The 20,531-nt window shown below is 62.2% G+C and carries 14 protein-coding genes; 6 read left to right on the top strand and 8 right to left on the bottom strand.

Features of this window, described 5'->3' with window-relative positions; genetic code table 11:
- The first annotated feature begins 250 nt into the window (after positions 1-250).
- Both PLO63_05555 and PLO63_05560 read left to right on the top strand, forming a co-directional pair.
- The gene (locus tag PLO63_05555) at positions 251-1,249 is read left to right on the top strand and encodes a BtrH N-terminal domain-containing protein (GenBank protein HOI73597.1); all 999 of its coding nucleotides are present in this window, start codon (positions 251-253) and stop codon (positions 1,247-1,249) included.
- A 359-nt stretch (positions 1,250-1,608) separates the two neighbouring features.
- On the top strand, positions 1,609-2,058 hold the full coding sequence (locus PLO63_05560) for a response regulator (GenBank protein HOI73598.1): 450 nt from the start codon (positions 1,609-1,611) through the stop codon (positions 2,056-2,058).
- 255 nt (positions 2,059-2,313) lie between these two features.
- On the opposite strand, the gene PLO63_05565 is transcribed toward PLO63_05560, so the two are convergent.
- The 6 genes from PLO63_05565 to PLO63_05590 all read right to left on the bottom strand — a co-directional run bounded on the left by PLO63_05565 (position 2,314) and on the right by PLO63_05590 (position 12,293).
- Entirely contained in the window at positions 2,314-4,605 is a 2,292-nt protein-coding gene (locus PLO63_05565) for a hypothetical protein (GenBank protein HOI73599.1), read from the bottom strand.
- Between the two features lie 12 nt (positions 4,606-4,617).
- Positions 4,618-6,273, bottom strand: a complete 1,656-nt coding sequence (locus tag PLO63_05570; GenBank protein ID HOI73600.1) for a SpoVR family protein — start codon at positions 6,271-6,273, stop codon at positions 4,618-4,620.
- 34 nt (positions 6,274-6,307) lie between these two features.
- Positions 6,308-7,546 carry a DUF444 family protein gene (locus PLO63_05575; protein ID HOI73601.1) on the bottom strand — a complete coding sequence of 413 codons (1,239 nt, stop codon included), beginning with the start codon at positions 7,544-7,546 and terminating at the stop codon, positions 6,308-6,310.
- Positions 7,536-9,602, bottom strand: coding sequence for a hypothetical protein (locus PLO63_05580; protein ID HOI73602.1), 2,067 nt, complete (start codon positions 9,600-9,602; stop codon positions 7,536-7,538). The genes PLO63_05575 and PLO63_05580 overlap by 11 nt, the downstream gene beginning before the upstream one ends.
- A 241-nt stretch (positions 9,603-9,843) precedes the next feature.
- A complete protein-coding gene (locus PLO63_05585) occupies positions 9,844-10,299 on the bottom strand; it encodes a response regulator (protein HOI73603.1) in 456 nt (151 codons plus the stop codon).
- A 230-nt stretch (positions 10,300-10,529) separates the two neighbouring features.
- The gene (locus tag PLO63_05590) at positions 10,530-12,293 is read right to left on the bottom strand and encodes a hypothetical protein (protein HOI73604.1); all 1,764 of its coding nucleotides are present in this window, start codon (positions 12,291-12,293) and stop codon (positions 10,530-10,532) included.
- Positions 12,294-12,582: 289 nt separating this feature from the next.
- Here PLO63_05590 and PLO63_05595 point away from each other — a divergent pair, with 289 nt between their 5' ends.
- Both PLO63_05595 and PLO63_05600 read left to right on the top strand, forming a co-directional pair.
- The gene (locus tag PLO63_05595) at positions 12,583-13,146 is read left to right on the top strand and encodes a DUF4126 domain-containing protein (protein ID HOI73605.1); all 564 of its coding nucleotides are present in this window, start codon (positions 12,583-12,585) and stop codon (positions 13,144-13,146) included.
- Between the two features lie 51 nt (positions 13,147-13,197).
- Positions 13,198-15,204: an FAD-dependent oxidoreductase gene (locus PLO63_05600; protein HOI73606.1), complete on the top strand. Its 2,007-nt coding sequence runs from the start codon at positions 13,198-13,200 to the stop codon at positions 15,202-15,204.
- Positions 15,205-16,135: 931 nt separating this feature from the next.
- On the opposite strand, the gene PLO63_05605 is transcribed toward PLO63_05600, so the two are convergent.
- Both PLO63_05605 and PLO63_05610 read right to left on the bottom strand, forming a co-directional pair.
- Positions 16,136-16,663 (bottom strand): YeeE/YedE thiosulfate transporter family protein, encoded by a 528-nt coding sequence (locus PLO63_05605; protein HOI73607.1) that lies wholly within the window; start codon positions 16,661-16,663, stop codon positions 16,136-16,138.
- Positions 16,660-17,184, bottom strand: coding sequence for a YeeE/YedE thiosulfate transporter family protein (locus PLO63_05610; protein HOI73608.1), 525 nt, complete (start codon positions 17,182-17,184; stop codon positions 16,660-16,662). The genes PLO63_05605 and PLO63_05610 overlap by 4 nt, the downstream gene beginning before the upstream one ends.
- Positions 17,185-17,490: 306 nt before the next feature.
- Between PLO63_05610 and PLO63_05615 the strand changes: the two genes are divergently transcribed.
- Entirely contained in the window at positions 17,491-19,095 is a 1,605-nt protein-coding gene (locus PLO63_05615) for an AMP-binding protein (protein HOI73609.1), read from the top strand.
- 89 nt (positions 19,096-19,184) lie between these two features.
- Positions 19,185-20,519: an NAD(P)-binding protein gene (locus tag PLO63_05620; protein HOI73610.1), complete on the top strand. Its 1,335-nt coding sequence runs from the start codon at positions 19,185-19,187 to the stop codon at positions 20,517-20,519.
- The last annotated feature ends 12 nt before the right edge of the window (positions 20,520-20,531 follow it).

The raw sequence follows: 20,531 nt of genomic DNA on the forward strand, positions 1-20,531 counted from the left end.
AACAAGACGAAGGAAGGCAGGCAGAAGAACCGCCGCGTCACGGCCGTGTTCAGCAAGATGTAAAGAATTATCCGTTGATCCTGAGAAAAGTCCCTCGACGATGGTGTCCTGGGACTTTTTTCATCGATGGGGCCTTAGGGTCGTTCCGCGATGGGGCCGGGGGCCGGATGATTGTTCCGGTCTCCCGGCCTCGCGCGGAAACGGACCACCGGCATTCCGCCGCCGGCACCGCCCGGAGAAGGAGGACGTCTTGTTCGAAGGAAAGGTCATTCCAGGATATCGGCATCAGCCGGGATTTCACTGTGCCTCCAGCGCCATCCGCAACGTGCTCGCGTTCCACGGCATCCGGATCAGCGAGCCCGCCGTGATCGGCCTGGGGCGGGGGCCCGGCTTCTCCTACCACGTCATCGATCATCGCCCGTCACATCTCGTCCACATGCGCAACCTCGACCTGGAAGACAATTTCTTTCGGACCGTGGGGCTTGCCTTCCGGTGGCGGGAGACGGAGGACGCCGCGGAAGCGACGGCCCACGCGAAGGCATCGGTGGACCGGGGGCTGCCGGTCCTCATCCAGACCGACATCATCCATCTTCCCTACTTCAACACCGATCAGCACTTTCCCGGCCATGCCGTCGTCATCTGCGGCTACAGCGAGGACAAGCAGGAATTCTACGTCTCGGACACCCTCCACCCGGAGGCCCTGGCCGTGTCCATCCCGGACATGGAGCGGGCGCGGACGTCCGTCTTCCCGCCTTTCGCCCTGAGGAACCGGGCCTTCGTGCTCGAGGATCCGTCCGCGTTCCGCGTGGACGAGGCCGTCGTGCGGGGAGCCGTATGCCGCTGGGCACAGGAGAACCTGAACGGCATCCCCGGTTTTCCCTGGCCCTATGGCGTTCGTTCGCTGGAGGACCTCATCGGGGATCTGTCCAACTGGAAGGAGGCGGCGGACTGGCAGTGGTCGGCGCGCTTCACATACCAGATCATCGAACGGCGCGGGACGGGGGGCGCCGGCTTCCGCACCCTCTACCGGCAGTTCCTGGAGGAAAGCGAGGAACGGTACCCGGGCCTCCGGGAATACCGGCTCTCGCAGGATCTTGCGGGAATCGAGGCCCTCTATCACGACATGGCCACGGGTTTCCGGGCGGTCAGCGACGGGAAGGACCCGGATTTCTCGCCGGTCCGGCCCGTCCTGGAGCGTCTTCTGGAGCGGGAGAACGCGCTGTATCGGAAGATCGTTGCCTCCCTGTGAGGGGCCTCATCATGGAAACGGGCTCTCCGCATCGAGTCCGGAATCCGGCGCTGCCGCACGGGGCATGATGCAGCCGCAGACCCGGCCCATGTAATTCATTGACACCCGGGAATGTTCTTCGTATATTGACCCCGGCTCAACAGACCCATATCCGCTGTGTAATCAACGTTGTCTTTTCTTTACGGTCCCGATCGTCGGCAGGTTGCTGGTATCGTCGTTCCGCAGGGTTGTTCACACGTGCCCGGATGCCGGATTCCCGGAGCCGCGAGCCATGAGGCGCACCGGCCGGTTCATCGCAGGGCGAAGCAGGGATGCACGACCGCCCATTGAACCGCTTCTTGAGAAAAGGGGGGAGAGACATGTCGGACAGTCTGGATGTGATCATCGTCGACGATGACCCGATGGTCTGTAACGTGATCCATGACATGATCCAGTCGTTTTACGTCTGGGGCGACATCCGGGCGTTCACGAACGCCGACGAGGCCTACACCTATTGCCGCCAGAAAAAAGCGGGTGTGGCCATCTTCGTTCTCGACGTCTACATGGGCTCGACGACGGGATTCACGTTCCTGGACGTCATCATCGACAAGTTCCCCATGGCCTATGAAGACACCATCATCATGACGGGCCATGCCAGTGACGATGTCGTGAACATGTGCATCGCCTCCAACATCACCTACCTGATCGAAAAACCCATTCGCGCGTATTCCCTGCAGCTGGCCGTCCGGGCGATCGTGCAGAAATACCTGCGCTTTGCCAAGAGGATTTTGGAGGATCCGGTACTGGCCGAAACCGTTTCCGGCTTCTAGGCGACCTCGAAAAAGCCCGGATGCTGCGTTGTGCTGCATCCCTCGTCGCTGCGGCGTACCTATAGTACGCCTCGCTCCTCGGGATTTGCACGCCTTGCCTGCGGGCTTTTTGGAGATCGCCTGAGCGGGCTGCTGAAAAAGGGCCGTCTGCGGCGTTGCCCTCATCCTTCGCCAATCGACGTACCAGGAGTACGCCTCATGGCTCAGGATATCGGGCGCCTTGTATACGACCCTTTCTACTTCGACCTGCTTTTTTCAGGGTGACGAGAACGTCGGCACCAGGTTGCTGTCGATGACGTAGATGCTGATCTCCCGGGCACCCTGCTCGCAATAGCCGTAGCGGTTCATGAGGTTCTGGATGAGGAAGCGGACCTCGCTCTGGATCCGCCGGTCATACGTCTTGAAGGCATCCGTGCCGTAATCCTTGATGGCCCTCCGGAAATTCTCGTTCTTCAGGAAGGGATCCATGACCTTCTCCTTCAGGTTGTGGATGTACAGCTCCCGCAGGTTGGCGAAGACGGCCGTCGCGGTGATGTCCTTGCCCTCCAGCAGGATCTCCTGCGTGAGCGTCCGGGCGGTGTACTGGTTCTGGATTTCCCTGCGGAACTCCATCCGCTCGTCCTGCGTGGCCTGGGAGCCGAGGATGCGGCGCTCGATCCCGGCAAAGAACTCTTCCGTCAGGTCGATGGTCTCCCCCGTGTAGATGCACCGCTCCGTGCAGCCCGGCTCGAAGTTGACGGCGAACAGGTAGTTCTGGATGTCCCTGGAGATCCGCTCCTCGTTGTAGTCGTAGAGCGACTCCTTGACTTCCTGCAGCACGGCGTAATTGTACGAGCTGACGAGCGAATCCAGGAAGCCCTCGGGGATCGTCACGGAGTGCTCCTTCTGGTGCTGCCGGAAGAAATTGCAGACCATGGCCATGGAGATCAGCGAGCCTTCCTTCGCGTAGGCGGAATAAAAATCGTTGAAGATCTTGATGGAGTCCCTTCCGGAGAACCCCTTTTCCCCTTCCGTTTCCGACTCGGCGATGATGGCCTTCCTCTTCTTGGCGGTGAAGCTCTTCCGGTCTTCCTGGGTCAGCCAGGACGGGATGAAGCCGGCATAGATGTCCATTTTCAGAAGTTGGAGGTTCCGGTCGCAGTAAAGGGAGTACCTCTCCGTGTCGCCGATCCACTCGAGGAGGTTGTCCGACTGCTCTTTCATCCTCGTCGCGATGATGATCTTGGCGAAGTTCTGCAGGACCCTGGGGAGGAACATGGTCGAGATCCGGTCGCCGAAGATGTTCTTGTAGATCTTTACTTCCGTATTGTAATCGAGCACATAGGGGATTTTGATAAAGCTGATCCGGTCGAGGAACGACTGGGTCCCCACGATGTTCACCCGGTCCTCCGGATTCATGAGGGCCAGGAAGAGGGAGTTCACGTTCTCCTCGATCTCCTCCACCTTGTGCACGCCCTCGCTGATGATGCCGTGAAGGTTCGCGAACCGCTCCTTGTTGTGGTCCTTGATATCCATGATGGCATAGATGCCGTTGTTCGTATTCGCGTAGCGGGAATAGATGTACCGGACGCGGTTGCTGTCCTTTAGAATGTTGTTCAACTGGCTCTGGAGCAGCTCGTTGGTGTGGATGCTGGTCTTGGTGATCCGGTCGCCCGGGTTGAAGACGCTGATGCCCTGCCCGAGCCGCCGGTTGAATTCGTACGGCCGGGCGAAGATCATGTCGAAGACCTTCTCGGGCGAGTTGACGATGTCCAGGAGGGCCGTGTAGAGGGACACGCAGATTGTGCACGGGTTGTCCCGGAAGACCCACTCATACTGCTTTTCCGTGAAGAGCTTCTCCTTGAATTCCCGGTCCTGGATCAACTGGTCGTACACCTCTTTCCGGTAGTGCTTCGGAACGAGGATCAGGGGGCTGTCGTGGCTGGGGCACGGCACCTCCAGGAAGTCTTTCATCGGTATGTAGAGGGGGCTTTCCGGGGGGGGCAACTTTGGTTTCAGGGCGGTATCGTCGGCCAGGTGCCTCAACTGCTTCAGGATGGCGGGAGTCTCGTGTCCCGTGATGTCGCCCAGGACTTTCTTGTTCAGCCGCCAGACCGTCTCGAAGATCATCCCCTCGGTTGTCTTTGTGTACTGCTCGAACTTCAGGAGAAGGTTGTTCAGGAACGTGCTCTTGCCGCACCCGTGGGGCCCCTCGAAGATGTAGATCCGGTTCTGCTGGCTTCCGGACCGGAAGGAGGCGAACTGGTTGATCAGGCGATTCGCGAAGAGCTGGTCTGCGAAGAAGGGATGGTCCACGCCGTCGACGAAGAGCTTCGTGCAGTCGTACAGGACGTGGTGGATCGATTCGGGGTCGTCGGGGTATTCGTCGACGCCCTCGCCGACGTAGCTCCGGATCATGTCGTAGAGCATCTGAAAGGTGTTGCGGAAGACCGTGCTCGGATTCCGGGCGGCGAAGGCGACAAATTCCTTCAGCGGCAGGACCTTGCGGCTCTCCCGTTCGGCGATGCGTTCCGACAGGAAGCTGAGGATGTTTTCCTCGGTCGTCATGATCGGCGTCCCCTACATCATAACCCGGGTGAGTTTCCGTTTCTCCATCGTGTAGACGATCTGCCGGAGAACCACCTTCTTCTCCTCCGGCTCGTCCACCGTCGCGGTGGGCATGAAGAAGGGCTGAATGTCGTCATACCCCGACGAGATCTCCGGCTGCTCTTCCGTCGTCTCCAACTGGACGGTTCCCCCCCAGAGATACTCGATCCCCAGCATGGTGTTGGCAATGTATTCCCGGACCAGGGGCCTCCCCTCGTAGACATGGCGGAGATAGAGGAGTCCGTCCTTCGTCTTCTCCTCGTCCACCCGGATGAACGGCGGATGGTAGAGGGTGTCCAGGATCATCTTCCGGTAGTCTTCGGCTTTCCGGCTCTTGACGAAATATTCCCACACCCCCCGCTGGCTGTTGAGTCGGCGTCCGGCGACGAACAGCCGGTTCCGGTTGATGAAATCCTGGTCGATGAAGGTGTGGATGAGGGTGAAGTCGTTGAAGTTCTCCCGCACGTCGAAAACGAAATCACGGCCCTGAGCGGTGTGCCGGTCGAACTCCCGCCGCTGGTGGCTGTCCGTCAGGCGCTGGTATTCGTAGGAGATTTTCCCCTTGTCGGCCATCTCCTCCAGGTACTGGAACAGCCGCATCCCCAGGGCATAGGGGTTGATGCCCACCCTGGGCATGGAGGTCACGCCGGCGTTGACCCGGGCGTAGTTGACCTCGTTTCCCCGGATCCGGTCGTCGGAGAGGAAGAGCTTCTCGTGCCAGTAGCTGGCCCAGCCCTCGTTGAGGATCTTTGTGCGGATCTGCGGCTGGAAATAGAGGGACGTCCGGCGGACGATCTCCATGACGGTCTTCATCCACTGGTTGTCCGCCTGCTGCAGCCAGAGCGCATGCTCCTCCATGTACTGGAGCAGGTCCTGGGCCGGCGCCTTCTTCTCCCGTTTGTGCCGCTCGAACAGGGCGTCGAACTCGGGGTATTTCTTCCTGGTCTCGGTGAAGAAAACCGACTCCGCCATCGGGTCGTAATCCTGGACGGTCCGGTTGTAGCGATCGATTTCCTTCAGGTAATCCGCGGTGCTGACCTTCTGGACGGACTGGAGAAACACGTCGAAGTAATAGTCGATCCGGCTGACGGCCTGCGCCTCCGAGGGGTGACTGATGCGGGACAGCTCCCCGAAATGATCGACGAGATTGTCGATACCCCTGGCGAACTCGATCACGTAGTCGACCCAGCGCCCCTTTTCGGACCGGAGAGCGGCGATGGTGCGCTTGTCGGCGAGGGCCTGGCCGGCGAAGTCCTCGTCCCAGGTGTTCCGGTAGTAGAGGTTGTTCTGGAAACAGTCGATGTGGGCCAGGACATGATAGAAAATCATGACGTTGAGCCAGTCGGGGTTGTTGTCGTTGTAGAAGGAGATGGCCGGACGGGTGTTGATGACCGTTTCGTAGGGATTGGTGGGGTACAGCTCGTACTTGCCCTTTTCCCGGAGCACCTCGACGTCGTGGACCCAGTAGTCGTACATGGTGGGGATCATGTTTTTCGGGCCCAGCTCCAGGAGGTCCCGGTTGGTCACGATGTATTCGAGGCTCTCGTCCTGGAAGCGAAGACCCGCGTCCCGGGCCCTCGCCTTGCAGCCTTTCATGATCTCCTTGGTGTGCTGGCTGATGAGTTCCATTTTCCCGCCCGTATGCGAATCCCCGGGACTGCGCTCAGGTGATGAGCCTCCGGATCCCCTCGATCAGACGCATGTCTCCCGCTTCTTCGTCGATCGTGTCGAGCCGGATTTCCTGGGGGTGCTCCTCCAGGATCTTCGAGTCCCGGATGTACCGCTCCGCCGTCGACATGTTTTCCATGGAGGCCGGGGTGAGGGTGATCCCGATCCGGCTGCAGTACCCGACCATCTTCCGGAGCTGCCGGAGGGCCGTCGTGCCGTCCCGCTCCCAGTCGTCCCCGTCGCTGCCGTGGAAGACATAGATGTTGTAATCCCGGTCCAGGCTGTCGGCCTCGACGATCTCGTTGATCATGCGGAAGGCCGATTCCATCTTTGTTCCCCCGGCAACCTTGAGGCTGTAGTAGGTGTAGAAATCGGGCACCTCCCGCGCGTTCGTGTCGTGGAGGATGAAGCGCGTGACGACCTGTCGCTCGTACTGGAACATGAGCCAGCTGTAGATCAGGACGTGCTGGGCCACGACCAGCTCCGTGGGCTTTCCCCACATCGAGCCGGAGTAGTCCCGGACGAAGAAGACCAGGGCCTGGGACTCCAGGTCCTTTTCCGGGGACAGGATTCGGTACACGCTGTCCTCGGGGGATACAAGGAGCTGCGTCAGGTCGATGTCCGAGACGTCGGGGACCTTGTCGAGGGCGATGTTCGTTTCGATGATCTTCCGCAGGGTGGCCTTCTTGTCCAGGAGCTGGCCGAATCCCTCGTGCCGGTCCGTCAGGTCGTAATTGTACCGCTTCAGGAAGCGCCGCCGGCCCTTGCTCTTCAGGTTCGGCAGCTCGAACTGCTCCGAGATGATGCGGCCCAGGTCGTAGGCGCCGGCCTCGATCTCGTGCTCCCCTCCCTCTCCCTGGCCGGGACCGCCGGCCTTCGATCCCTCGTCGCCATGGACGGGCGTTTCACCGATGACCTGTCCTTCCTCTCCCTCGCCGGCTCCCCCGGACTGCCCGCCCTCGCCGTCCTCGCCGGGCTCCTGCTCCCTCGTGTCGTGGATGAACTTCTCCTCCACCGTCGTGGGGACGATGACGATCTTTTCCTTCAGGCCGCGCCCCGGCTTGACGATGCGGCCGATGCGGATCTTCCTGGGGAAGCCGTCCTGCTCCCGCTGGTTGTCCCGTTCGAGGAGGTCGCCGATGGAGGCGAGCCTCTGCGAAGAGGGGATCTCCGGCAGGACCCCGTCCTGAAGCGCGGGAAAATCCGCGTAGTCGGAGAACGGCTTAACTTTCATCGACCTTGGTGCAGAAGTATTCGATCGTCTTCTGCGCGCAGGTTTTGCAATACCCGAGCTTTTCCAGCATGGTGTTGGTCATCCGGTCGTAGAGCTTCTGATTTTCCTCGTTGGTCCGGTTGGCCAGGGCGCCGATCAGGCTTCCCGCCCCCACGATGTCCGACTTCAGCCGGACATCGGTAACCGCCTTCACCAGCTCCACGTTGTCCATGAAGTCGTAGGTCGGGTCGACGGAGATCTTCTGGCCGTAGATCTTGCGGATCGAGGTGCGGAACGACTCCCGCTGCTCCTTCGTCTTCAGCCCCAGGCGCTCCTCCACGCTCTGGACGTAGCGCTCGTCGATCTTCAGGGCCTTGAGCTTCCCCGTCTGCGGATCCCGGTATTTCCACATCCGGTCGGGTCCCAGGTTCTCCGCGTCGATGCCAATGATCATGTTGACGTAGTTCATCACGTCCTTCTTGACCGCGTGGGGCTCGTCCATGTAGGCGTTGAACATCTCCGTCATGATCCGCTCCCGGTAGAGCCCGCGGGCCGTCTTGAGGTCGTCGAAGTACTTCGTCCGTTCTCCCGCGTCCGTCACGTAGTCGAGGATGACCTTCTCGATGGCCTTGAAGATGTCCTCGGCGAACATGCAGCGACCCTCGTTCGTCTCGGAGGTCTCGATCAGGAGCTGGAGCGCCCGGCCGAGAGCCCGCTGGCCCAGGCCCTTCTGTCCGAACCGCTTGGTGATGTCCGGCTCGTGGTTGAGGATGTCGATCACCTCGGCCAGGGCCTTGATGCTCTTTTCCCCGGCCACTTCCCCGGCGGCCAGTTTCATCATCTCGATGGGGGTCAGCTTTTCCGACCGGGGGAGACGCGACATCACCACGGCCAGGGAGGCGGCGTAGTTGAGGTTCGGGTCCTGGTGGAGCTGTTCGCTCATCAGGGTCGTCTTCATCTCGCTGCCGATTGCGTAATCGGTGAGGTATCTCTGCATCCGGTAATTCGTGTTGTGGGCGACGTAGCAGACCCGGCACCGGTCGACGATGGGGGCCTCCTCCTTTTCCGCCAGGAAGCGGTTGAACTCCGAGTTGTTGCTGGTGGCGAGGATCAGGGTGTCGATGGGCCAGCGGAATCCGTCCATCTCGATGTTGCGGTTCTGGATCACGCCGAGATAGACCTGCACGAGGTCCTTCTTGTTCTTGAAGATCTCGTCGCTGAAGTGGATGCCCCCGCCGGCGACCCGGGCCAGGGCTCCGCGCCGCAGGTCGAACCGGTACGGGTTGTTGGGGTCGCTCAGGTGGAGGAGGCGCTGGATGGATTCCTCCCCGAGCAGGTCCACGGCCGACGAGGTGATCTTGTCCTTGGCGGAGTATTTCCCGGTGATGGTGCCGAGGCTCTCGCTCAGGGGGACGGGGACGATCTCAAAGAAATCCAGCATTTCTCCGGGGCTACCGTTGGTCGCATTCCGGATGTCGTTGAGGATGTAGTCGCTGCAGGCGCCCAGCGGCCGGTACGAGGCGTAGAACTTCTCCACCTCGCCGTCGGTGAACCCGGCGGTCTTTGCCAGCCAATCCATGTTCTCCTGCTTCGATGGGAAGAGGTTCATGGCGAGGATCATCGGGTCCTCGAAGGTCTGCGACTGGATCACCCGGATTTTCCCGTAGTTTTCCAGCCGGTCGATGTGGCGGAAATTGAAGGTGTACCGGCGGTTGCCCTCCTGGGCGACGAAATGTCGGTACAGGGCGCACAGGGTATCGACGAAGAATGTCTTGCCGTTCCCGGGCTCGCCGACGAGGACGAAGGCCATTTCGCTGGACGAGCCTCCCTCGGCGGCGTCCTTGACGAAGGAGACGAAGCTGTTGATCTCGTCGAACATGCCGATGACGTGCTTCGACCCCATCCTGAAGACCTTGAAATCGTAGGTGCTCTTCCCGTTGACGACCACCTTTTCGATATTGCTCACGTTTTCAAGGATCATCCGGGCAACGGCCTGGAAGCTGTTTTCGAATCGCCTCTTTTCCGCCTTCACCTCGGCAAGGTGAAACGCCAGTGTGTTCGCGTTCTTTTCTGCCATGATCGTCCTCCGTTGCCATCGTTGTGGGTCTGTCCGACCGTTCCTGGGAACAGGCAACTGTCCTTATCGTCTTCTAAGCAAGTGATGTGCCACTTTCTTGGCCCGGTGTTGCGGGTCCCGGCGGCGGGCCTTTCCGGAGAGGCCTGCGGAGAAGCGGCCGGTGAGCGGGCGAAGGAAAAGAGCTCCGGATATCATCAACAGCCCGGCCGGGTCCGCTCCTGAAACAGGAGACCGCCGGGGATCAGCTGGTGAACTTGGCGACGCTTTCCATCAAATCGGGGTTCAGGTACAGTTTTCTGGCGAAGTGCACGTATTTGGACACGATGGCGCGCACGGCCAGCTGCAGGGCGAACGGACGGATGGGCTTTTCCAGGAGGTAGTTGATCCCGGCGACCAGGCACATGTTCACAACATCGCCGCTGGCCTTGCCGGTGATGATGATCGTGTCCTCGTAAGCCATGGGGAACTTGTCCGCGACGGACTCCAGGAATGAAAAGGCGTTCCGGCCGGACAGGAATACGTCGACGATAAAGATGGCGACGTTGCCCTTCCGGTTCAGGCAGTGCTCGAGCGCCCGGTTTTCATCCGTGAACGCGTAGACCTTTCCCCAGGAGTGGAACTCCGTGACGATCTCCGAGAGGACGTCACAGACGCCGGCATCGTCGTCGAGGATGATCACATCGAGATTTTCGGCCATCGGGCACCTCCCCCGTGAAGGGCTTGAGTGCTGCCGGGACGGTTCGGGAAACGGGTTGACTGCCTTTTGCTGACCGGTGTCGAAGGGGCGTCCGAAAATGCCAGGTGGAGGAGGAGCGTTCAGCGATGATCTATTTTTAAAAGATGAGGGGATGCATGTCAAGGTGCATGTCCCGCCCGGCCTTGAAACGGCGGCTGTGAAGAGGCGCCGGCCGGTCCGCCGCCGGGGTGTCAGGAGCCGCGCAGGAATTCCGTCACGGATGAGAGGAACCCGGAGAGCAGTTTCCTGCTGACGACGAAGATGTGGCCGATGTCCTTCTCGACCGTCCGGTTTCCGTCCCCTGTCCGGCCCCAGGTCTCGCTGGCAACGCAGGATCCGGCCGGCGCGATGGGGTCGCGGGAGCCCCTGTAGTCGAAGATCGCCACGCCGGCCCGGCGCAGCGCGTCCATGTCCACGGGCTTTCCGTCCAGGTCCGGATCCGACGAGGGCAGGCGGAATCGTCCCTCCATCAGCTCGTTGCCGAGGAAAAACTTCCCGAGCCATTCCTGATGCGCCCGGGCGGGAAACCGCGTTCCGTGGGTCAGCCAGTAGAGAAACGGGGCGGCGTCCGCGATGGCGTCGGCGTCGGCGGCCCGTTCGTAGAAGCCCGTCATCACGTTGTACTGGACGCCCGGCTGGATCTCGCTGACCCCCTCATCGATCACCTGCGGCGGCACGTTTCCGTTTCCGAAGAGCTGCGTCATGATGTATTCATTGTAGTGCTTGCGGATGTAGGACCGCATGGGCCCGTGGCCGCTTTGCCGGTCGTCGAACCGGACCGGCGTGGCCATGAGGCAGACCTTCCGGATGTCCATGGGGATGTCGGCGGCCAGCCTCTCCTCGGCGCGGCGGGCAAGGTACGGCAGGATCAGGGACCCCCCCATGCAGTACCCGACGACGTGGATCTCGCTCCTGGGGTGCCTGATGGCGATCAGGTTCAGGCAGTAGTCGTGGACCTTCTTGGCGTAGAAGTCGAGGCCGAGCTGTCCCTGCTCGGGCAGCGGCTGGCCGAAATCGACCATGTAGATTTGGTATCCCTCCTTCAGGAGCCCCTCGATGACGGATTTCCCCGGCGCCAGGTCGAAGATCTCCGGTCGGTTGATCAGGGGCGTGGAAAGGTAGAGAACGGCGCCGTTCGGCCGGACGCCCTCGGGGAGCAGGTAGTGGCGGAGAGACACCGAGTGCATCCTCGATCCGTCCACGATCTCGAAGGCGGAGCAGCCGATCTGTCCGCGGGTCGCCCGCTCGGAATACCCCTTGGGATCGAAGGCATCGACCCGGTAGAGGTTTTCGATCCGTCCCCGGCTCTCCTCCAGGTATTCCTGGAAGGTCGCGACGGCCGAGCCGTCGGGACGGCGTTTCATGAACGGAAGGTCGGCATCGTTCAGGGACGTTTCCGTGACGACGGCGAGGATGCTCCGCAGCAGGTCCTTCTGGGCTGTTAGTTTTGTAAGCCCTTGTGCGGAATACATTTTTTCCAGATTCGCGCACTCGCCGATGAAGAACCGGAGCACCTCCTGTCCCTTGGCGGTGTCGGATAATTGACGGGCCTTCCCCGCATCGAAGCGGTCGTCCGTCATGACGTGCGAACAGAGGCGATAGAGCAGGCGGGCGTACTTCTCCGCGACCCAGTTGTCCGTTTCCCGAAACATGTCCGGGTCTTTCCGGAGGCGCAGGGCTACCTGTACGTTCTTCCGGATGGGGTCCGTGACCATCGTTTTGAACAGGACCTGCTGCCACAGCACCGGGCCGGAAAAGGGCCACCAGAACATGGAGTAGCGGGCCCCGTAGTCGAGCATCTCCTGGTATTGAAAGATCTTTTCCATGAACCAGGTGGATGCTTCCTTGTTCAGCAACGGGGCGGACACGGAAAAGCTCTCCGCGAACGGTCCCGGCCTTTCCTCCACCAGGCTCAGCAGATCACCCGGAGACGCTACGGATTCCTGAACGGTCATGGCTCATGCTCCTCTTTGCTTTGTTTCATACATGAAAAAAGCAACCGCTGTGCCAGGGATGTCCCGGTCCGCATTTTCTGCATGGATCCTGCGGACGGGAGCCGCGGCGCCCCCGGCTCCGGGAGCCGATGTCAAGGTTATGACGCCGCGATCCCATAACGCCATTGCAAGACCCGATGCCGAAATGGTATTTAATGCCGCATCCCGGCGTCCGGCGGCGCCGTCGGAGGGATAACGGAAGCCCGCCGGCCCCGATTCGTAAACCCATTTTTTCACCATGGACCCGCCGATGGATCTCCTCTTGAGCATCTGCCTGGGCATCGGTTTGAGCGCGGCCTGCGGATTCCGCGTCTTCATCCCGCTGCTCGTGATGAGTGCGGCCGCGCAGGGCGGGTATCTCCATCTCGATCCCGGGTGGTCCTGGCTCGGTTCGACCGCCGCGCTGTGGACATTCGGAACCGCCGCTGTTTTGGAGGCTGTGGCCTATTTCATTCCCTGGCTCGACCACCTGCTGGACAGCGCAGCCGCGCCTGCAGCGGCGGTCGCCGGGGCGGTGGTCATGGCCTCGTCGCTGGCGGATGTGCCTCCACTGGTGAAATGGACGATGGCCGTCATCGCCGGCAGCGGGAGCGCGGCCCTGGTACAGGGGACGACCATGCTTGCCCGCGGGGTTTCGACCGCCCTGACCGGGGGTCTTGGGAACCCAGCCGTTGCAGCGGGTGAGGCCGGGGCTGCCGTCCTCCTCAGCGTCCTTGCCGTTGCGCTGCCGGTCCTTGCGGCCCTGGCCGTCGCGGCGCTCGCGGTCTACATGATCCGAAAGGCTTTTCGGGGAAAAAGGGGACAGCAGGCCTGAGACCGTTCCATGTCAGGCCGCCCCCGGAATTCATAGAGAGGAAAGGAAGTCATGGAATTCATTAAGCTATTGCAACCAATTGCCATTCGCCGCATGACCGTCCCGAACCGGATGGTCATGCCGTCCATGGGGATGCACTTTACGGATCAATACGAATTCAACCGGCGCTACCGTGATTTTTACCGGGCCCGCGCGGAAGGCGGCGTGGGATTGATGATCATCGGTCCCGTCGCCATCGACCGCATCGGCGCGGGCTCCTGGATGCCGGGACTGTTCGAGGACCGCCAGGTCGAAGAATTCCGGCCCTTCCTGGCGGATCTGCACCGGGACACGCGGACCGTCCTGGGGACCCAGCTTTTCCATGCGGGGCGGAACGCCACGGCCCCGTTTTTCGAGGGCGTGCCGGCCCTGGCCCCCTCCGCCGTTCCCAGCCGCCTGATGAAGCAGGTGCCCCGGGCGATGACCCTGGAGGACATCGAGACCGTGAAGGAGTCCTTCTCCCGGAGCGCCATCCGCGCCCGGGAAGCGGGATTCGATTTCATCGAGATCATCGCCTGCACGGGATACCTGATCAGCCAGTTCCTCTCTCCCGTCACGAACCTCCGGACCGACGCCTACGGCGGGTCCTTCGAGAACCGGATGCGCTTCGGCCTGGAGGTGTTCCGGAAGGTCCGGGAGGCCGTCGGACCCGACACGGCCCTGGGGATCCGCGTGGCCGGAAACGACTTCATGGACGGGGGCTGCGTGAACCGGGAGATCGCACTGTTCTGCGCCGAGGCGGAGAAGGCCGGGATCGATGCGATCAACGTGACCGGAGGCTGGCATGAGACGAACGTGCCGCAGCTCACCAGCCACGTCCCGCCGGGTGCCTACGTCTACCTGGCCCGGGGGATCAAAGAGCGCGTGGGGATCCCCGTCTTCGCCTCGAACCGCCTGGGGGACCCGGAGCTGGCCGAGCGGGTCCTGAGGTCCGGCGCGGCGGACCTCGTCTGCCTGGGGCGTCCCCTGCTGGCGGACCCGGACCTGCCGAAGAAGATCCAGGAAGGGCGTACGGAGGAGATCGTCCACTGCATCGCCTGCCAGAACTGCTTCGACAGCATTGCCACCGGAGCGGCGGTCTGCTGCGCCCTCAATCCGCTCATGGGGAGGGAAGGGGAACTCCGCCCCGGCAAGGCGGCGGTCCCGAAAAGGATCTTTGTCGCCGGCGGCGGGCCGGCGGGGATGGAGTTCGCGGCCGTCGCCGCCGGGCGCGGACACGACGTCACCCTCTTCGAGAAGGAGGACCGCCTGGGCGGGCAGATCGAGCTTGCGTCGGCGCCCCCGGGGAAGCAGGCCTTCGGGAGCGTGGCACGGGACCGCGAGAAGAGGCTGAAGCGGACAGGGGTCAAGGTGCGCCGGAAATCGCCGCTCACCCTGGCGAAGATCCGCCGGGGAAAGCCCGACGTCGTGGTCGCGGCGACCGGAGCGGTTCCCATGGAGATCCGCGTTCCCGGAATCGACCGGCCCCACGTGGTCGGCGCCTGGGACGTCCTGCGGGGAAGGGTGGCCGACATCGGACGGCGGGTGGTTGTCGTGGGCGGGAACGCCGTGGGTTGCGAGACCGCCGAGTGGATCGCCTCCCAGGATATCCCCGACCCGGAGACCTTCACCTTTCTGGCCTACCACGGGGCGGAGAAGCAGGAGGAGCTGCAGGCCCTGCTATACCGGCACCGCCGGCAAATCACCGTCATCGACATGGTGGAGAAGATGGCCGCCGGCACGGGGCGTGCCTCCCGGTGGGTCCTCATGAAGAACCTGAAGCTCTGTGGGATCGAGCTCCGCCCGGGGGCGAAGCTCCTGGAGATTACGGACGACGCGGTGATCGTGGAGACGGGCGGCGGAAGGGAGAGCATCCCCGCCGACACCGTGATCATGGCCGTGGGTTCGCGGCCGGTGGACGATCTGATGCGCCAGGCCCGAATCGACGGGCTTCAGGTCATCGCCATCGGCGATGCGAAGGCCCCCCGCAAGATCGTTGATGCGATCCGCGAGGGCTTCGAGGAGGCCATGAAGATCTGACGAAATGGGGAAAACGGGAGGAACGGATTTCAAATCCGCTTCCCTTCCTTTTTTCTTTTCCTTTCTTGTCAAGTTGAATCGCTTTCCCTTTTTATCAAGCGCATTGGCGCGGGGGCTGCCACGGGGGCTTCCGCTGTCGCGGCCTTTTTTTCCGCGTTTCCTCGTCGACGACCAAGAAGGCTGGATGGATGGAAAAAAAGTCCTGATCGCTCCTCTGGAAACCCCCGGTCGCGCCCCCGCGGACGTCGGCCGGTAACCGGGACACTTCCCCGATGTAATGACTCGCGAAGATCGATCCGGGGAGGGGGGCTTCCCGGAGCGCGAATAGCGGCTTTTTCGGGGCACCCTGCCGTCGCAGCGCAGCGCCCGCAAAGTCATCTGTCTGAGCGCCGTCCGGTGCGAGTTATGACTTTGCAGCGGAGCGAGACGATGCAGGGTCGAAAAAACGCTTCTGAAAAAATAGAAAAAATAGGGACACTTCCCCATTTTTTTGATTCGGGAACAACACACCTTGCCTGTTCGTAACGAAATAATAGGGGGAAGTGTTATTTCAGGCCAACGTTCGCGGGGGCGCGACCGGGGGTTCCCAGAGGAGCAATTGGAACATCCCTGCCGGATGCCTGTAGCGGGCTGTTCAAAAATGCCCGGATGCAAGGCCTCCGAAATCCTGAGCCATGAGTCGTACCCTTTTCGGTACGTCGAATGGCGAAGGATGAGGGAAACGCAGCAGACGGCTATTTTTCAACAGCACGTCCGGAAACGTTTCCGCGACGGCGGAAGCCCCCGTGGCAGCCCCCGCGCCGATACGCTGAATGCAAAGGGCAAGCGGAGGCCTGTCAGGATAGATAAAGGAAGAAGGGGAAGAACGGATTTGAAATCCGTTTCTCCACATCGTTCCCCGTGACGGTTCGAGCCTGTCCCCCTTCGTCCGTCAGAGTCCCTTCCTCTCGAACAGGCGGAAGACGCCGAGGAAGGCGGCGATCAGGACGACGATGACGATCCAGTGGTTGACGCCGAGGGCGGCGGGGATCGTGATCTTTCCGAAGTTGCCCCAGGTCAGGACCGTCTCCTTGAGAAACGGGAACGCCTCGGCGTAGATCCCCGCCCCGAGGACCATTCCCATCAGGCCGAACAGGCTGTCGTATCGCCCCTCGCCGAGGGCTGCCGAGCCGGTGGTGGGGCAATAGCCGACGATGGCCCAGCCGACGCCGAAGATGAGCCCGCCCAGGATGTTCGCCCCCAGGATCGTCGCCTTGATGGAGAGTTTCGCCATCCCGAGGTCCACGAGCAGGTAAATGCCCACCATGGCGACCAGGATGGCGCTCAGCATGAACTTCACGATGGTCATGTCCTTCAGGCGCATGGCCCCCAGTTGCTTGTCGTAGCGGATGACATGGGCCTTCTGCATGATAAACCCGAAGAGGATGCCCGTAACGGCTCCGGTCAGCAGTTCGTTCATGGCCGATCACCTCCTCGGTACAGGATTCCGGCCACGATGATGCCGGCCAGGAAGAAGCAGACCAAAGAAATGTAACCGCTGACGGCTACCTGAGCCAGACCGCTCAGGCCGTGACCGCTGGGTCACCCGTCGGCGAGACGTGCCCCGAACATCGCCACCGCTCCGCCCAGGAAGGCCACCGTCCATCGCCGGGCGCGGGACGGCCCGAACCGTTCCTCCCACATGGGCGGCACCGGGACGGCACGCCGCTCTCCCGACAGGGATGCCGACGCCAGGGAGCCGAAGAGAACGCCGAGAACGAACATTCCCTGCCAGTCCAGTTTGATTTTCTCCTTGATGAAGTACTCCATGCCGGCAACCCTTTCGGGTGCCGCAACCTGCTCGACGAAACCGGCGATGCGCACGAACGTCGTCGAGGCCCCGAAGTACTTTCCCGTCAGGAAGACGGACAGGACCAGGAGCAGGCCGGCAACGGCACCGGCGGCGTAGGGGGACCATGTCTTCTGCGTCAGGATGTTCATGTTCCATTCACCTCCATTTCTTTCTTCCCCGGTTGATGGACAGGCAACCGGATCGGTTGAGGACTTGGCTCAGTGGACGGGAGTGGAAGGAAACAACGCGGTTCGCTCGCTTGAGGCTTCATGGTATGCGATGCCTCCATCGCGTGTCAACTGCGGAGTGATGTTTCAAATAGGGCTTTGTCCCGGGCGATCCTTGTGGCATAAATGACCTGTCCACCCGGCAGTCGTGCATGACGGTCCGTCATTGTTTAATCTGTTCCTGTTCGGTTTCAGAATCTGTTCAACTTCAATGAAGGAGGGAAGAGCATGATCGAGGACTGGTACAAGGAGAAGGACAAGGAGAACCGTTTTCCGAAAGAGCTCGTCATGGGAGAGTTCCTGCGCCGCAACGCGGACCGCTTTCCCGATCGCCTCGCCGTGGTCTACGGAGACCGCCGCTACACCTACCGGGAGTTCAATACCCGGGTGAACCGCCTGGCCAACGCGCTTTTGACCCTGGGATTGAAGAAGGGGCAGCGGGTCGGGATCTTCGCCCACAACTCCGACCGCTGCGTGGAGGCCGACCTGGCCGTGGCCAAGATCGGCTGCGTGTTCATTCCCGTCAATTTCCGGCTCGTGGGCCACGAGGTGGAGTATATCCTCAACTTCAGCGAGGCGGAGGCCGTCTTCGTGGACTGGCCCGTCCTGAACGTCATCCAGGAGATCCGCGGCAATCTCCAGGCGAAGCACATCATTGTCATGCGACCCGAGGGTCCCGTTCCCGAGGGGATGCTCTCCTACGATGATCTGGCCGCCTCCGGGTCCGGGGAGGAGCCGGACGTGGACGTCTGGGAAGGCGATTCCGTGGGCCTCGCCCAGACGGGCGGGACGACGGGCCGACCCAAGGGCGTCCTGATCACCCATCGTTCCGTCTGCAGCATCATCTACCAGATCTGTTTCATCCACAATTACCGGGAGGAGGACCACGGCCTCCAGGCCATGCCGTCCTACAGCTCCGCGGGCATTGCCTACGATTGGGGGGCCACGCTGTTCCACGGAGGCACGCTCTTCATAGCGCCGCTGCCGCCCTTCGACCCGGCGGCGATCCTGGACATCATCACCCGGGAGAAGATCAACCACCTGACGCTGGCGCCGGTGATGCTGGATTTCATCCTGATGGTCCTGGGGGCCGCCCCGGACAAGTACGACGTCAGCTCCGTCCGGACTGTCATCTGCGCCGGCGCCCCCACGCTGCCGAGGACGCGCGAGGCCGCCGTCAAGGTCTTCGGGGAAGGCGCCCTCTACGTCGAGTACTCCGCCACGGAGATGGGCGTGGCCACGTGCCTGAAGCCCAGTGAAGTCCTGAAGTACCCCTTGAGCTCCGGCCGCGCCGCCCTCGGCCAGGAGGTGAAGGTCATCGGCCTGGACGGCAGGGACCTGCCCCGGGGCGAGGTGGGGGAGATCGTCGTGGCGGGAACCATGGTCACGTCAGGGTACAACAAGAATCCCGAGGCGAACCGCTCCTCTTTCCACGGCCGCTACCTGGGCATCGGCGACATGGGCTTCATGGATGAGGAAGGCTACATCACCATCGTGGACCGCAAGTCCGACATGATCATCAGCGGGGGCGCGAACATCTATCCCGCGGAGATCGAGGAGGTGATGATCAAGAACGGCAAGATCGCCGAGGTGGCCGTGATCGGCGTTCCCGACGAGAAGTGGGGCGAGTCCGTGAAGGCCCTGGTCCGGCTCCAGCCGGGCCAGGAGGCGACGCCGGAGGAGATCATCGAGTGGTGCAAGGGGAAGATGGCGGGCTACCGGGTGCCCAAGTCCGTGGAGTTCGTGGCGGACTTCCCCCGCACGGCCGCCGGCAAGGTCCAGAAGGCGGTCCTCCGCAAGCAATACTGGGAGGGGGTTGACCGGAAGATCTGACGAACGGATTCCGGTTTGGACGGTCGGGGGGGGATTCCGATCCACCCCCCGACCGGTGCAAAGCCCGGCAACACCACGACAGGGAAATCATGGAACCTTACAACATCCTGATCATCGGTTCCGGTCCCGCGGGGCTCTTCGCGGCGCTCGAGCTGGAGCGCCTGGGGGTGGAGCGCGTCGCCGTGCTCGACCGGCGGCCCTATCCGGCCGGGGGGCTCCTCAACGACGGCAAGCTGAATTTCGACTACCGGATCGGGATCGACCTGGACGAGCTGAATCTGGATCCGGACTCGGCCCGGCGCCTGATGGAGGAGGTCCGCGAGGTCTTTACCGGCTTTCCGGCCTGCCGGCAGGTGACCTTCATCGACGGGAACGAGAAGATCGCGGCGCTTTCGGACATCGCCCGGGAGCATGGTGCCCTGTTCATTGCGCCGGAGCAGTGGCACTGGGGGACGGACAACGGGAAGGCCGTTGTGGACTACCTGAGGGGCCGGCTCGCCCGGACGGAGTTTCTCCTTGGAACGGCGGTGACGTCCCTGGACCGGCAGGATAGCGGCGGCTGGTGCGTGTCCTGCCTGCAGGGGCGTAAAAGGGTCCGCCACGCGGCGGACATCGTCCTGGCCGCCCCCGGGCGGAGCGGCGCCCACTGGTTCCGGGACGCCGCCGGGAAGGTGGGCGTCCGGCACAACTTCGGGCCCATCGACGTGGGAATCCGTGTCGAGCTGAACCGAAGGTTCTACGACCCCGTGACGGACATCGTGTACGATCCGAAGTTCGTGTTCCGGACGGCGCGCCACGGGGACCGGGTCCGGACCTTCTGCACGAATCCCGGGGGGCGGGTGCGGCTGGAGAGCTATGACCGCTTCAAGCTGGTCAACGGCGACGCCCTGTCCGGCCGGAAAACCGGCAACACGAACTTCGCCCTCATCAACACGGTTTCGCTGACGGAGCCCTTTTCCGACACGACCGAGTTCGGCTACATGATCGCACTGCAGTTCCACCTGCTGGGGGGAGGAAAGCCCATCGTCCAGAGGGTGGGAGATTTCCGGGAGGGGCGCAGAAGCTCCCTGCAAACCTTCGACAGTGCGCCCCGGCATTTCGGCGTCTGCCGGGCGACCTGCGACGCCACGCCCGGGGACATCACCCTCGGGCTGCCTGCCCGCATCATCGACAACCTCTGGGAGTCCCTGAAGAAAATGGACAAGCTGGTGCCCGGCGTCCTGCACCCGTCCACCCTGCTGTACGCACCGGAGATCAAGTTCTTCGACACGCATTTCCCCACGGACGGGCACCTGGAGACGAACGTCGGGGGGATCTTCGTGGCCGGGGACGGCACGGGCAAGAGCCGCGGCATTGTCGGCGCGGCCATCTCCGGCCTCATTGCCGCCAGGGGCATCGCCGCGAAGTACTTCCAAAAGAAATAGAGACAGGGTTAA

Source organism: Syntrophales bacterium (assembly GCA_035363115.1).
Taxonomy (GTDB): domain Bacteria; phylum Desulfobacterota; class Syntrophia; order Syntrophales; family PHBD01; genus PHBD01.

Bases quoted from the DNA above. Each gene is read 5' to 3' on its own strand.
- PLO63_05570 (HOI73600.1), bottom strand. From the start codon at position 6,273: ATGGAACTCATCAGCCAGCACACCAAGGAGATCATGAAAGGCTGCAAG.
- PLO63_05565 (HOI73599.1), bottom strand. From the start codon at position 4,605: ATGACGACCGAGGAAAACATCCTCAGCTTCCTGTCGGAACGCATCGCC.
- PLO63_05615 (HOI73609.1), top strand. From the start codon at position 17,491: ATGATCGAGGACTGGTACAAGGAGAAGGACAAGGAGAACCGTTTTCCG.
- PLO63_05575 (HOI73601.1), bottom strand. From the start codon at position 7,546: ATGAAAGTTAAGCCGTTCTCCGACTACGCGGATTTTCCCGCGCTTCAG.
- PLO63_05600 (HOI73606.1), top strand. From the start codon at position 13,198: ATGGAATTCATTAAGCTATTGCAACCAATTGCCATTCGCCGCATGACC.
- PLO63_05620 (HOI73610.1), top strand. From the start codon at position 19,185: ATGGAACCTTACAACATCCTGATCATCGGTTCCGGTCCCGCGGGGCTC.
- PLO63_05560 (HOI73598.1), top strand. From the start codon at position 1,609: ATGTCGGACAGTCTGGATGTGATCATCGTCGACGATGACCCGATGGTC.
- PLO63_05580 (HOI73602.1), bottom strand. From the start codon at position 9,602: ATGGCAGAAAAGAACGCGAACACACTGGCGTTTCACCTTGCCGAGGTG.
- PLO63_05605 (HOI73607.1), bottom strand. From the start codon at position 16,663: ATGAACGAACTGCTGACCGGAGCCGTTACGGGCATCCTCTTCGGGTTT.
- PLO63_05595 (HOI73605.1), top strand. From the start codon at position 12,583: ATGGATCTCCTCTTGAGCATCTGCCTGGGCATCGGTTTGAGCGCGGCC.
- PLO63_05590 (HOI73604.1), bottom strand. From the start codon at position 12,293: ATGACCGTTCAGGAATCCGTAGCGTCTCCGGGTGATCTGCTGAGCCTG.
- PLO63_05585 (HOI73603.1), bottom strand. From the start codon at position 10,299: ATGGCCGAAAATCTCGATGTGATCATCCTCGACGACGATGCCGGCGTC.